This window comes from Burkholderia sp. AW49-1, assembly GCF_053427845.1.
In genome coordinates this window covers 39,241-52,847 of the sequence record NZ_JBSAXF010000004.1, presented here as the reverse complement: position 1 = coordinate 52,847, position 13,607 = coordinate 39,241, and the positions used below count along the sequence as shown (strand labels likewise).

At 67.7% G+C, this 13,607-nt stretch carries 13 protein-coding genes; 7 read left to right on the top strand and 6 right to left on the bottom strand.

The annotated features are described in order from the left end of the window. The first annotated feature begins 22 nt into the window (after positions 1 to 22). Positions 23 to 361: a helix-turn-helix domain-containing protein gene (locus ACV22W_RS08580; protein ID WP_044844401.1), complete on the top strand. Its 339-nt coding sequence runs from the start codon at positions 23 to 25 to the stop codon at positions 359 to 361. Positions 362 to 373: 12 nt separating this feature from the next. Here ACV22W_RS08580 and ACV22W_RS08575 read toward each other — a convergent pair whose 3' ends face one another. Then, positions 374 to 901 (bottom strand): hypothetical protein, encoded by a 528-nt coding sequence (locus tag ACV22W_RS08575; protein ID WP_448018780.1) that lies wholly within the window; start codon positions 899 to 901, stop codon positions 374 to 376. 76 nt (positions 902 to 977) lie between these two features. Here ACV22W_RS08575 and ACV22W_RS08570 point away from each other — a divergent pair, with 76 nt between their 5' ends. Then, positions 978 to 2,924 (top strand): Xaa-Pro dipeptidyl-peptidase, encoded by a 1,947-nt coding sequence (locus tag ACV22W_RS08570; protein ID WP_448018779.1) that lies wholly within the window; start codon positions 978 to 980, stop codon positions 2,922 to 2,924. 286 nt (positions 2,925 to 3,210) lie between these two features. Here the strand turns inward: ACV22W_RS08570 and ACV22W_RS08565 are convergent, their stop codons facing one another. After that, on the bottom strand, positions 3,211 to 4,140 hold the full coding sequence (locus tag ACV22W_RS08565; RefSeq protein WP_448018778.1) for a 2-hydroxyacid dehydrogenase: 930 nt from the start codon (positions 4,138 to 4,140) through the stop codon (positions 3,211 to 3,213). 167 nt (positions 4,141 to 4,307) lie between these two features. On the opposite strand from ACV22W_RS08565, the gene osmF reads away from it, so the two are divergent. From osmF to ACV22W_RS08540, 5 genes are all read left to right on the top strand, one after another. Then, a complete protein-coding gene (gene osmF, locus ACV22W_RS08560) occupies positions 4,308 to 5,231 on the top strand; it encodes a glycine betaine ABC transporter substrate-binding protein OsmF (RefSeq protein ID WP_448018777.1) in 924 nt (307 codons plus the stop codon). Further along, the gene (locus ACV22W_RS08555; protein ID WP_448018776.1) at positions 5,228 to 6,406 is read left to right on the top strand and encodes an ABC transporter permease; all 1,179 of its coding nucleotides are present in this window, start codon (positions 5,228 to 5,230) and stop codon (positions 6,404 to 6,406) included. Before osmF ends, ACV22W_RS08555 begins: the two co-directional genes overlap by 4 nt. Beyond that, positions 6,403 to 7,344: an ABC transporter ATP-binding protein gene (locus tag ACV22W_RS08550; RefSeq protein WP_448018775.1), complete on the top strand. Its 942-nt coding sequence runs from the start codon at positions 6,403 to 6,405 to the stop codon at positions 7,342 to 7,344. Before ACV22W_RS08555 ends, ACV22W_RS08550 begins: the two co-directional genes overlap by 4 nt. Further along, on the top strand, positions 7,341 to 8,108 hold the full coding sequence (locus ACV22W_RS08545; RefSeq protein WP_448018774.1) for an ABC transporter permease: 768 nt from the start codon (positions 7,341 to 7,343) through the stop codon (positions 8,106 to 8,108). The genes ACV22W_RS08550 and ACV22W_RS08545 overlap by 4 nt, the downstream gene beginning before the upstream one ends. A 220-nt stretch (positions 8,109 to 8,328) precedes the next feature. After that, positions 8,329 to 8,997, top strand: a complete 669-nt coding sequence (locus ACV22W_RS08540) for a transglycosylase SLT domain-containing protein (protein ID WP_448018773.1) — start codon at positions 8,329 to 8,331, stop codon at positions 8,995 to 8,997. 219 nt (positions 8,998 to 9,216) lie between these two features. On the opposite strand, the gene ACV22W_RS08535 is transcribed toward ACV22W_RS08540, so the two are convergent. The 4 genes from ACV22W_RS08535 to ACV22W_RS08520 are packed head-to-tail and all read right to left on the bottom strand — an operon-like array spanning position 9,217 to position 13,580. Further along, positions 9,217 to 9,657 (bottom strand): dihydroneopterin aldolase, encoded by a 441-nt coding sequence (locus tag ACV22W_RS08535; protein WP_059452158.1) that lies wholly within the window; start codon positions 9,655 to 9,657, stop codon positions 9,217 to 9,219. After that, entirely contained in the window at positions 9,654 to 10,283 is a 630-nt protein-coding gene (locus tag ACV22W_RS08530) for a sarcosine oxidase subunit gamma (RefSeq protein WP_059600288.1), read from the bottom strand. Before ACV22W_RS08530 ends, ACV22W_RS08535 begins: the two co-directional genes overlap by 4 nt. After that, entirely contained in the window at positions 10,273 to 13,284 is a 3,012-nt protein-coding gene (locus ACV22W_RS08525) for a sarcosine oxidase subunit alpha family protein (protein ID WP_448018772.1), read from the bottom strand. The genes ACV22W_RS08530 and ACV22W_RS08525 overlap by 11 nt, the downstream gene beginning before the upstream one ends. Next, on the bottom strand, positions 13,281 to 13,580 hold the full coding sequence (locus ACV22W_RS08520) for a sarcosine oxidase subunit delta (RefSeq protein ID WP_059534095.1): 300 nt from the start codon (positions 13,578 to 13,580) through the stop codon (positions 13,281 to 13,283). The genes ACV22W_RS08525 and ACV22W_RS08520 overlap by 4 nt, the downstream gene beginning before the upstream one ends. Positions 13,581 to 13,607: the final 27 nt, after the last annotated feature.

The window sequence follows — 13,607 nt, the reverse complement described above, 5'->3', positions numbered from 1 at the left end:
CTGTATAGGTATAATGTATCGCATGGAAGCCCCGGACCATGATTTTCCTGTACAAGACCTGTTACGCCGTCTGATGGCGGACACGCGCTCGTCCAGCGAAATTGCGCGACTTTCCGGCGTCAGCCAGCCGACCGTGTCGCGCCTTCGGCTATCGAACGGGCACCGGCTGCGACGCAGCGCGCCATTCAACAAGCTATGCAGTTTCTATGGCGTCGATACGGGCCCGGCGCGCCGCCGGTACAACGACCTGCTGCGCGACGCGATCGTCGACGCCTGGGACGGCTCCGACGAGCACGGGCGTGCGCTGCTGGTCGTGATTCAGGGGTTGAAGGATCTGCAGGCGAAGGCCGACGACGGGTGACTTCACCGGCGTTCATGAATGGAAGGAAGGCTGAAAGCACCAGCGAGCGGGCGATGGCGAAGACGATTCGTCATCGCCCGTTTTGCATCGGGCGATGCGGCGCGAAGCGGCGGCCGGCGCATCGCCGAACACACGCACCGCCAGCACACCCCACGCGCCGCATCGATGGCGCTTCAAATAATTTTTACTCACAGTTAAAAAAGTTTGACACGCCGTTTTCACTGAGATAACTTTTGCGCAAGCTTCCGGAAAGCAAACGCGAACCGGCAAGCCATCACGATGCGCGGCGCGGCCGAAACCGCCGATCCGTTTCATTCCGTCGCCGCACGCGCGTCGCGTCGTGTTTTCCGCAGCGCAGCACCGCAGCTCGCAACATCCCCGTCTCATCGAATGATGTCGTTCCGTCTCACCTGGAAGGATGCGCGGCATGCGCACATTTACTTTGCAGTCCTGCATGACATGCCGTCCGAAGCCGCTGCTTTCCAGCGGGCACACGTCGCCCGGCGTTGTCCCGATGATGCGGTTTTCTTGTCGTCGCATGCAGTAATCGGCCCGGCCCGCAGGGGGCGTATCGCGGAACGGTCGTATCCACACAATCAAAAGAACGAGGTCGGCAATGCAATTTCATTTCAGAGGATCGCGCCGCGCATGGCTACCCGCGCTCGTTGCAGCCGCGACGCTCGCCGCGTGCGGCGGAGATGACGGCGGCAGCGTGGCGGGCGTGTCCGCGCTCGCGCAAGGTCAAGGGCAAAACCAGGATCAGCAGGGCGACAATGCGCAAGGGCCCGTGTCGCCGTCCGGCGTCCCGTACGCGAATCCCGCCAGCGGCGGGCGCTACAAGCCGGTGATCGCCAACGGTCAGGTACAGCCGTCGCTATCCGGCGGCACGATCGAGGAAAACGCGTGGGTCGACACGCCGGTCGACTCCGACGGCGACGGCACGCGCGACCGCATTCACGTGCGCATCGTGCGTCCGTCGGAAACCGCCAACGGCGCACGCACCCCCGTCATCGTGCTCGCAAGCCCGTACTATGCAGGGCTCGCCGACAGCCCGAACCACGACGTCGACGTCGAACTCGACGGCACCCCGCATCCGGCCACCACTGCGGCCGCGGCAGCCACCGGCGCCTCCGCGCGCATCATGGCCGCGGCGCCGCAAACGCGCATGCTGCAGCAACTCGAGGCGGCCGCGGCTGGCCGTTCGTGGATCGAGGGCTACTTCATTCCGCGCGGCTTCACGATCGTCTATGCGGATTCGCTCGGCACCGCCGGTTCCGACGGCTGCCCGACGATCCTCACGCGCGACGAATCCGTCGCGATGGCGTCGGTGATCCGCTGGCTCGGCCGCGATGCCGCCGCAAAGGATGCGAGCGGCAAGCCGGTCGTCGCGAACTGGTCGACGGGCCACGTCGGCATGTACGGCGTGTCGTACGACGGCACGCTGCCGAAGATGGTCGCGAGCCTGCGCACGCGCGGGCTCGACGCGATCGTGCCGATCGCCGGCCTGTCGAACATGTACGGCTACTACCGCTCGGGCGGGCTCGTGCGTGCGCCGGAGGGCTATCAGGGCGAGGACGTCGACGTCTACATCAAGGCGCTGCTGACCAACGCGCATCCGGAGCGCTGCACGCACCTGATCGACGAGGCATTGCAGCAGGAAGACCGCAAGACGGGCGACTATTCGCCGTTCTGGGCCGCACGCGACATTCCGACCGCACAGGCGGTCGCGCCGGCCCTCGTCGCGCAGGGGCTGACCGACGATAACGTGCGCGTCGACCAGTCGACGTCGTGGTATCTGGCGATGCGGCGTCAGGGCGTGCCAACGCAGCTGTGGCTGCATCGCCTGAAGCACACCGACCCGACCCGCGTGCCGGCGATGGCCGATGCGTGGACCGCCGAAGTGAACCGCTGGTTCACGCGCTACCTGATCGGCGTCGACAACGGCGTCGAACGCGATTCGCGCGCGGTGGTCGAGCAGGCCGACGGCACGCTGCTGAAGGAAGCCGACTGGGCCGCGCGGCACGCCACGCCGGTCGCGTACTTCGCGGGCGGCGACGGCACGGGCACCGGCACGCTGTTGCGGCTGCCGAGCGGCGGTCCGCTCGTGCGCTTCACCGACGATGCGTCGATTCCCGCGCTCACGCTGGCGAACGCCGCGACCGGCGAGCATCGCAGCCGCTTCGAGACGGCGCCGTTCGCGGCCGCGACGCGCCTGTCCGGCACCGCGACCGCACGCGTGCGGCTGACCTTCACCGGCGTCGCGAACGTGACCGCGCTGCTGGTCGACCGTGCACCGGATGGCTCGGCAACGATCGTCACGCGGGCATGGACCGATCCGCGCAATCGCGTGTCTGACTGGTTCTCGCAGCCCGTGCTGCCGGGGATGCCGTATGACCTGAAGCTGACGTTCATGCCGCGCGACTACAAGCTCGAAGCAGGTCACAAGCTCGGCCTCGTCGTGCTGTCGAGCGACAACGAGGCGACGCTGCGGCCGACACCGGGCACGGGTCTCGCGCTCGATCCGGCCGGCACGTCCGTGACGGTGCCGCTCGTTTCCTCCTGAGCCGACGCGGTCGTTCGCTATGACTGACCGCCATGCGCGTGCGATCGCTCCGATCGCATGCGCGTGACGCCGAGCGGAACGTACCGAAGGCGCCGAGCGACTTTGCTTCACCGTCGCACGGCGCCGTTCTTCATCGGCAACGCGATCGCGTCAGCCATGCGACGCGCATTTCACAGCGCTGCATTCGCGGCCGCGACGCATTTTTTTCTCTTGTTGGCGGGGCCGGTTCGACTTCGTGCCGGTGCGCCTTTCACCCCTTTCGCCTTTCGCACGCGGCGCCGCCCGCTCATACCGGCGTCAGCACCGGCTCCCCCGCGAAATGACGGGCGGCGTTGTCGAGAAACTGCTGGACCGAGCGATCGAGCGCCTCCGGCGACCAGCCACCCATGTGCGGCGTCAGCACGATATTGTCGAGCGCCGTGAGCGCGCGCGGCGGCTCCGGCTCGCCTTCGTACACGTCGAGCCCGGCGCCCGCGATGCGCCGTTCGCGCAGCGCATCCGCCAAAGCAGCGGTATCGACAACGCTGCCGCGCGACACGTTCACGAGAAAGCCGCCGGGGCCGAGCGCGTCGAGCACCGTGCGATCGACCAGATGACGCGTGCCCGCGCCGCCCGGCGTCGCGACGATCAGGAAATCGGCCCATTGCGCGAGCGCATCGACACGATCGAAATAGCGATACGGAACATCCTTCGCGGAACGGTTGTGATAACCGATCTCGATGTCGAAGCCGGCCGCGCGCCGCGCGCATTTCTCGCCGATCTTGCCGAGCCCGACGATGCCGAGCTTCTTGCCCGACACGTTCGGCGGCATCTGCAGCGCGTCGCGCCATACGCCGGCGCGGGTGTTCGCATCGAGCTGCACGACGTTGCGCACCGCCGCCAGCAGCAACGCGAACGCATGATCGGCGACACAATCGTCGTTGGTGCCCGCGCCCGTCACCACGGTGATGCCGCGCGCATTTGCATGCGCGACATCGATGTGCTCGTAGCCGGCACCGAGCGCGCTGACGAACGTAAGCTGCGGCAGAAGATCGATTTCGGCGGCAGTGAGGCCCGTGCTGCCGTTGGTCAACACCGCACGGATGGTGCTGCCGTGGTCGGCGATCGCGCGCGCGCGTTCATCGGCGGTCGGTGCATGATGGACGTCGTATGACGCGGCGATCTGGCGGTGCGCGTCGCCGCGCAGCGCGATAAGGACCAGCAGCTCAGGCTTCATGTCAGCAAATGTCCGCAGGCGGGAATGCGTTCCAGTGTAACAACGGCGCGTGACACGTGCGGGTTACCCCCACGCGCGCTGTGGACGTGCCGCCGCACATGGTTTGCCAAAGCCGACTCAGTCAAGTAACTTTCGGCGTAACGTCCCCGTTCTGGAGATTGGCCCCGATGAAGCTCGCCCTGTCCGCCCGAATCCTGGGCCTCGCGTTCGCCGCCGCTGTCGTGGCACCCGGCGCGCATGCCGACACGCCCGTCGTGGTGTCGTCGAAGATCGACACCGAGGGCAACCTGCTCGGCAACGTCATCGCACAGGTGCTGAAGGCCCATGGCATCCCCGTCACCGAAAAGATCGCGCTCGGCACGACACCGATCGTGCGCAAGGCCCTCACGAGCGGCGAGATCGATATCTACCCCGAATACACGGGCAACGCGGCGTTCTTCTTCAACAAGGCCGACGATCCCCTGTGGAAGAACGCGAGCCAGGGTTACGACACCGCGAAGAAGCTCGACTATGCGGCGAACCATCTCGTCTGGCTCGAACCGGCGCCCGCGAACAACACGTGGGGCGTCGCCGTGCTCGCGCCGGTCGCGCAAGCGCAGCACCTGAAGACCTTCTCCGATTTCGGCAAGTGGATCGCGGGCGGCGGCAAGCTGAAGCTCGCAGCGTCGGCGGAATTCGTGAACAGCGCGTCCGCGCTGCCGTCGTTCGAGAAGGCGTACGGCTTCAAGCTGAAACCGGATCAGCTCGTCGTGCTGTCGGGCGGCGACACGGCCGCGACGATCAAGGCGGCAGCGAACCAGACCGACGGCGTGAACGCGGCGATGGTGTACGGGACGGACGGCGGGATTGCATCGAGCGGCCTGGTCGTGCTCGACGACGACAAGCACGTGCAGCCCGTCTACGCGCCGACACCGGTGATTCGCGAAGTCGTGCTCAAAGCGCATCCGCAAATCGACGAGTACCTGAAGCCGGTGTTCGCAAGCCTCGACCTGAAGACGCTGCAGATGCTGAACGCGCGCATTCAAATCAACGGCGAACCGGCCGCCGGCGTGGCAAAGAGCTACCTGAAGTCGAAAGGCTTCCTCAAGTGACGGATCGCGCGGTGCCGTCCGCGCGGCGCGTCACGCTCGACAAGGTCGGCATCCTGATCGGTGTCCTGACGATCGTTGCGGTATGCGGCATGCCGTTCATGGTGCTTCGGCCGAACCGCATCGCGGCCGGCACGGGGCTGTCGGCGTTAGCCGCGCTGCCCGCCGTGCAGGGCGCCGCGCTCGCCGCGTTGTGGGTCGTCGGCGCGCTGTGGGCGATGACGGCGAGCCGTCCCGCGTGGCGGCTCGCGGCCGGCTGCACGTGGCTCGCGACGTTGGCCTACGCGGTCGGTGCCTCGGCGACGCACGTCGTCGCACCCGACGACGTGCTCGCACGCGTGTCGCCCGCGGCGGGCGCCTGGCTGCTGCTGTTCGCGTGGGCCGTGCTGGTGGCCGACGCACTCGCGCGGCTCGCATTCGGCCCGTGGCGCCGCCTCGTCGCGCTCGTCGTCGCGATCGCAGCGATATGGCTGCCGCTCGCGAGCGGCTGGTGGGACGGCCTGTCCGTGATGCGCGAATACGCGGTGCGCAGCGACGACTTCTGGCGCGAGGCAATCCGGCACGTGTCGCTCGCGGGCGGATCGGTCGCGGCCGCGCTCGTCGCGGGCCTGCCGCTCGGCATCGCCTGCGCGCGGGTCGCGCCGGTGCGCACCGTCGTCATGCCGGTGCTCAATATCGTGCAGACGATCCCGAGCATCGCGATGTACGGGCTGATGATGGCGCCGCTCGGCCTGCTCGCCGCGCACGTGCCGCTCGCGGCCGCGCTCGGCATCCGCGGAATCGGCGTCGCGCCGGCCGTGCTCGCGCTGTTTCTCTACTCGCTGCTGCCGATCGCGTCGAGCGTCGTGGTCGGGCTCGAGCAGGTGCCGCCGCATGTGACCGAAGCGGCTCGCGCGATGGGCATGACGCGCGCGCAGCGGCTGCTGTGCGTCGACCTCGTGCTCGCGTTGCCGGTGATCCTGAGCGGCGTGCGCATCGTGCTCGTGCAGAACATCGGGCTGACCGCGGTCGCCGCGCTGATCGGCGGCGGCGGCTTCGGCACCTTCATCTTCCAGGGGATCGGGCAATCGGCCGCCGATCTCGTGCTGCTCGGCGCGATCCCGACGATCGCGCTCGCGCTGGCGGCCGCCGTCGTGTTCGAAGCCGCGACCACGCTCGCGAAGGGACGTACCGCATGATCGAGATCGAACGCATCGGCAAACGCTTCGGCGACGTCGTCGCCGTCGACGACGTATCGATGACGATGAAGCAAGGCACGATCACCGCGCTCGTCGGCGCATCGGGCAGCGGCAAGTCGACGCTGCTGCGGATGATCAACCGTCTGATCGCGCCGACCGCCGGCACGATCCGCATCGACGGCGTCGACACCGCGAGCGTGCCGCCCGAGCAGTTGCGGCGGCGCATCGGCTACGTGATCCAGGGGCACGGCCTGTTTCCGCACTGGAGCGTCGCGCGCAACATCGCGACCGTGCCGCGCCTGCTCGGCTGGCCGGCTGAGCGCATCGAAGCGCGCGTGCGCGAACTGCTCGACCTGTTTCATCTCGCACCGGCCGAGTTCGCGGACAAGCTGCCGCACGAACTGTCGGGCGGCCAGCAGCAGCGCGTCGGCGTCGCGCGCGCGCTCGCGGCCGAGCCCGCGATGCTGCTGATGGACGAGCCGTTCGGCGCGCTCGATCCGATCATCCGCAACAAGGCGCAGGACGATCTGTACGCGCTGCAGCGCCGCCTCGGCATCACGGTCGTGATCGTCACGCACGATATCGAGGAAGCGCTGAAGCTTGGCGACACGATCGCGGTGATGGATGGCGGACGGCTGCTGCAAGTCGCGTCGCCGGCCGAGATTCTCGGCAAGCCGGCCGCGGGTGTCGTCGAGCAGCTCGTCGCCGGCGTCGACCGGCCGCTGCGCCTGCTCGCGCTGACGCCGATCGACGCGGTAGCCGAGCCCGGTCGCGCCGACGGCGAGCCGATCGCCGCGACGCGCACGCTGCGCGACGCGGTGTCCGAGCTGCTGTGGCGCGGCGCGGACGCATTGCCGGTCGACGACGGCAATGGGCGCGATGCGCCGCGCCGCATCACGCTCGATGCGATCCGCGCGCACGCGAGAAAACCCGCATGACGACGCGGCTCGCGCGTTCGCCCCTGCCGCGACGGCTGCCCGCGCATGTCATGCGCGCGGCCGCGCTCGCGCTGCTGCTCGTGCTGCTGTTGCGCCCCGCGTGGCTGCAGGGCATGTTCGCGCCGTTCGCGGACAACGGCGCGCCGGTCATCTACGATCGCGCGAGCCTGCTCGACCTCACGCTCGCGCATCTCGGCACCGTCGTGCTGTCGAGCCTGATCGGCACGGTGGTCGCAGTCGCGGCCGGCATCGCCGTTACGCGGCCGTCCGGCGCGGATTTCCTGCCGGTTGCGCGCAGCGTCGTCGACATCGGCCAGACCTTTCCGCCCGTCGCGGTGCTCGCGCTCGCGGTGCCGGCCGTCGGCTTCGGGTTGAAACCCGTGCTGATCGCGCTCGTTCTGTATGGGCTCCTGCCGATTTTCGAGAGCACGATCGCAGGGCTCGAAGACGTGCCGCGCGATGTCGTCGAAGCCGCGCGCGGGATGGGGATGAGCGGCTGGCAACAACTGGTGTCGGTCGAGCTGCCGCTCGCGTTTCCGGTGATCGTGAACGGCATCAGGCTCGCGGTCGTGATCAATCTCGGCACCGCGACGATCGGGTCGACGGTCGCCGCGCGCGGGCTCGGCGACGTGATCATCGCGGGCCTGCAGACGTCGAATACGGCATTCGTGCTGCAGGGCGGCGTGATCGTCGGGCTGCTCGCGGTGCTGGTCAGCGATGCGATCGGCGCGCTTGCACGGGTGGCCAGCGCGCGGCGGGCGTAGCACGCATCTGCGATCGCTACCCCGCGCATGAAATTGGGGACGCGAGAGAAAATCCGGCCGCGCTTCATCCGGACTCCGATACGTGTTGGTGCAACGATCGGGGCTGTCCGGAGCACGCGCCTACAAAAGCCTACATCGTGCTTTCAGTCGAGCCCGCGCTCGCACACGTCCGAACGATTGGCCGATATACTATGCGCCTCCCATTTCCCCGCAATCCACCATGCGACGACGGTTTCCCTGGCTGATCGTGCTTGCGCTCGGCATCGCGCACCAGGCCTCGGCGCAGCAGGCGCCCGCATTGCCTGCCTCCGCGCCCGAAGCGATCGCCTCCGCGCCGGCCGAGGCCTCCGCCCCGCTCGCGAACGATCAGCCAAACGAAGCAAACCGCCGCATCACGTCCTACCTGACGAAGAAGTTCGGCGTCGCGAAAGAGCGTGCCGCGAAGCTCGCCGATATCGTGAGCCTGACCGCGACGAAATATTCGCTGCCTCCGGCACTCGTTTACGCCATCATCTCGATCGAATCGCGCTTCCAGGAAAAGGCGCGTGGCCAGCATGGCGCGACCGGGCTGATGCAGGTGGTGCCTTCCGCGCACCGCGGCATGCTGCGCAACGTGAAAGACCTGACCGAACCGAATGCGAACGTCGAGGCCGGCTCGAAGATCCTGTCGGGCTATGTGCGGGCAGCCGGCGGCAACGTGCAGGCCGGGCTGAAAAACTATGGCGGATCGAATGCGTATGCGGCGAAGGTGATGCAGCGGGTCGACACGTTCCGCTTCGTGCTCGAACCCGAAGACGGCGCGAAAGGCGTGAACGATACGAACGCGCGCATGGTGCCGGTCAGCGATCCGTCGAACGCGGCACGCGCCGCGAGCCACAACGTGAAGTAAGCGCACGGCACACTGCGCGTGCGATCCCGACGCGGCAGGACGTGCGACGTCACACACCGACCGTCCATTAATCGCACGCGAAATGCGCGTGAAGAAATTCGATGAAAGCCTGCGTTCTCGCGGGCAGCAACGCGTTTCCGTCATTGCATGGACGGGAATCGGCGCGTCGTGACTTCGTCATGACGCGCCGCCTTGAAACGATACGGACTGCTCAGCCCGTCACAGCTGCCCCGCCGCCCCCGTCCACCGCAGGTAATCCCCACGCGTCCAGTCGAGCGACACGCCGACGCGCTTCGTCCCCGGCCGGATCTTCGGCTTGTACATCGACAACGTCAGCGACTCCAGCGCGGGCCATTCGCGGAACGACATGACCGCGAGATCGGCGACGAGCGTTTCGAGCAGCCGCGTATGCGGCTTGTGCGACAGGAACGACGCGACGCGTGCGCAGTAGCCGTCGTAGTCGATCCACTCGCCCTGCTCGCTCGGCTCGCAGCGATACCCGAGCCGCGCATCGATCACGATCGGCTGCGGCGCCTCGTGTTCGTGCGCGTGGATGCCGATTCGAGCGGGCACCTTCAGTTCGTCGACGAACACGCTCCAGCCACGCCCGCGCAGGCGCGGCGCGTCGATCGCCACGAACGGTTCGTCGAACGGCTTCATGATGCGAGCGGCGCCGCGGCGTCGAGCATGATGCGCACGAAATAGTCGGCGAAGCTGCGACGCAGGACGATCTCGAACGTATCGTCGCCGGTCGGGATCAGCGTGATCGGCGACTTGAAGTAGTGCGACTGCGCGCACTGGCCCGGCTTGAGCACGCGCGGATGCAGATCGAGCGGGCAGCCGCGCGCGATCACGTCGCGCACGCGTTCGCCGCTGACCTCGACCACCGTGTAGCCGCTGCCGACGTCGACGGCCGCCGCATACGAACCCTGCACGGCCTCCGCGAGTTGCGCCTCGAGCACGCCCGCCTGCACGGGCCCGTTCGAACGCACGAGCCACTCGTCGGGACCGAGCCACAGCACGTCGTACTCGGCGCCGCGCGCCACCGTGTTCGGCGCCGAAGGCGGCCGGCAGCCGACCACGCGCTCGAACGCGCTGACGAATGCCGGGTCGCTCAGTTCGCCGCGCACGTTCACGAGATCGAGGAACGCCCGCTCGCGCAGCATGAACTTCTTCGACGCGCGCGCCTGGTGCGGCTTCAGCACATCGGCCGCGCCGACGAACGGCGACTCAAGCGTCACGCCCGCGCCCGCCACTTGCGACTGGTTTCTCGTTTCATTCCACATGCTGGCGCACCCCTTCGGTATCGTAGAAAACCGGGCTCGAGATCTTCGCGGTGACGCGCTTGCCGTTGGCCAGCGGAATCACGACGCTCTCGCCCATCTTGTTCAGGCCGCCCTTCACCACCGCCAGCGCGATCGAGCGCTTGAGGATCGGGCTGTAATAACTCGACGTCACGTGGCCGATCATCGGCGTCGGATCGACCGCCGACACCTGCGTGTCCTTCGCGATGATCTGCGCGCCTTCCGGCAGCACGAACTGTTCGTCCTCGGTCAGCAGGCCGACGAACTGCTTGCGGCCTTCCTTCTGCGTATCGGAGCGCGACAGCGAACGCTTGCCGAGGAAGTCCTTCGACTTCGCGACGAGCCCGCCCATCCCGAGGTCGTACGGCGTGATCGAGCCGTCGGTATCCTGGCCGACGATGATGTAGCCCTTCTCCGCGCGCAGCACGTGCATCGTCTCGGTGCCGTACGGCGTGATGTCGAACTCGGCACCGGCAGCCATCAGCGCTTCCCACACCGCGCGGCCCGCATTGGCCGGCACGTTCACTTCATAGGCGAGCTCGCCGGAGAAGCTGATCCGCATCACGCGCGCCTTCGCGCCCGCGACGGTGCCGTTCCGGTAGCTCATGAACGGGAACGCGTCGTTGCCGAAGTCGATGTCCTGGCACACCTTCTGCACGACCTTGCGGCTCTTCGGGCCGACCACCGCGAACGTCGCCCAGTGATCGGTGACGGACGCGAGCCGCACCTTCATGTCGGGCCATTCGGTCTGCAGCCAGCGCTCGAGCCACGTGAGCACGCGCGCCGCGCCGCCGGTGGTCGTCGTCATCATGAAATGCTGGTCGGCGAGGCGCACCGTCACGCCGTCGTCGAACACCATCCCATTTTCGTCGAGCATCAGCCCGTAGCGGCACTTGCCGATCTCGAGCTTGTTCCACGGGTTCGTGTACATCCAGTTCAGCAGCTTCACCGCGTCCGGACCCTGGATGTCGATCTTGCCGAGCGTCGACGCGTCGAGGATGCCGACGCTGTTGCGCACCGCCAGGCATTCGCGCTTCACGGCCGCATGCAGATCCTCGCCGTTCTTCGGGAAATACCACGGCCGCTTCCAGTTGCCGACGTCTTCGAACATCGCGCCGTGCTCGACGTGCCATTCATGCACGGCCGTCTTGCGGATCGGGTCGAGGAAGTCGCCCGTCTCGCGGCCCGCGAACGTACCGAACGACACGGGCGTGTAGTTCGGGCGGAACGTCGTCGTGCCCGTTTCCGGAATCGTCTTGCCGAGCGCCTGCGCGAGGATCGCCATCCCGTTGATGTTGCCGAGCTTGCCCTGGTCGGTGCCGAAGCCCATCGCGGTGTAGCGCTTCACGTGCTCGACCGACTCGAAGCCTTCGCGCGCGGCCAGCAGGATGTCGGCGGCCGCCACGTCGTTCTGGAAGTCAACGAACTGCTTCGGCCCGCGTGCGACGGCCTCGCGGCTGCCGACGAGCCACAACGGCTGCAGCGCGCCTTCGACGGTTTCCGCGACCTGCGGCGCGACGGGGCGCTGCGCGGCCGTGAAGCCCGCTGCCTTCGCCGCTTCGGCGCCCGCGTCGACCGCGAGCCGCAACGCACGGGCGAGACCGAACTCGCCAGCGGCCGCACCGATGCTCGCTTCCGCCTGCACGGGCTTGCCCGGCAGGAAGCAGGCCTTCTCGTCGTTCCAGCACGCCTTGCCGCCCGACTGCGCGAACAGGTGCAGCACCGGGCTGAAGCCGCCCGACATCGCGACGAGGTCGCACGGCAGCGACTGCAGCTTGCCGCCGGTCTGGCCGTTCGTGTAGGACGCGACGTCGACCGACGATACGCGCCACTTACCCGAAGCAGCCGTCACGACCGCACCGCTCATCACCGTCACGCCCTGCCGCTTCGCGGCCGCGGGCAGCGCGCCGTTCGACGAAGCACGCGAATCGACCACCGTCACCTTCGCGCCGCACGCCTTCAGGTCGAGCGCGGTCTGGTATGCACGGTCGTTGTTCGTGAACACGACCACGTTGCGGCCCGGCAGCACGCCGTAGCGATGCACGTAGGTGGACACCGCGCCGGCGAGCATCACGCCCGGCAGGTCGTTGTTGCCGAACACGATCGGACGCTCATGCGCGCCGGTCGCGAGGATCACGCGCTTCGCGCGCACCTTCCACAGCAGCTCGCGCGTGCCCTTGCGCATCGACACCGGCTGGTGATCCGTCAGGCGCTGCGTGACCGTCACGAGGTTGTGGTCCTGGTAGCCGAACGCGGTGCTGCGCGACAGGATCGTCACGTCGGGCAGCTTGCGCAGTTCGGCCTCGATCTTCTCGACCCACTGCAATGCCGGCTTCGCGTCGATTTCCGCGCGGCACGACAGCAGGCTGCCGCCGAGTTCGCGCTGGTCGTCGACGAGAATCACGCGTGCGCCGGCCGTCGCGGCAGCATGCGCGGCGGCGAGGCCCGACGGGCCACCGCCGACCACGAGCACGTCGCAGTGCGCGTAGCACTTGTCGTAGCGATCGGCGTCGAGCACCTCGGGCGCCTTGCCGAGGCCGGCGGCCTCGCGGATCTTCTCTTCATACTTCGGCCACATGTTGCGCGGCCACATGAAGGTCTTGTAGTAGAACCCGGCCGGCATGAAGCGCGAGAACTTCTGGTTGATCGCGTACTTGTCGTTCTCGAGCGACGGCTCCGCGTTCACGCTCGTCGCGACGAGGCCCTGGTACAGCTCGATCTCGGTCGCGCGCGCGTTCGGCACCGTGTACGGGCCGGTCTCGAGCTGCACGACGGCATTCGGTTCCGCGACGTCCGCCGTCACGATCCCGCGCGGACGGTGGTACTTGAAGCTGCGCGCGACGAAGTGCACGCCGTTCGCGAGCAGCGCGGACGCGAGCGTGTCGCCCTGGAAGCCCTGATACGTGCGGCCGTTGAACGTGAACGTCAGCGGAATCGCGCGATTGATGCGGCCACCGGTGCCGAGGCGGTCTTTCTGGCTCATTTGCTCGTGCCCTCTTCGTGTGCGTTGCCGGCGGCTGCGCCACCGAACTTTTCGTAGCCCTTGATATCGTAGGTCACCGTGTCGCGCGTGACCTTGAACCAGCGGCGGCAGCCCTGCGTGTGCAGCCACTGCTCGCGGTGGATCCCGCGCTTGTTCTCGCGCATGAACACATATTCGCCCCATTCGCGGTCGGTCATGTTCTCGTTCGCAACCGGGCGCACGATGTCGGCTTCACCGCCGCACGTGAACTCGGATTCGGCGCGCGGCCCGCACCACGGACATTCGATCAGCAACATGTTTCTTTCTCCTCGTTCAGTGCGGGG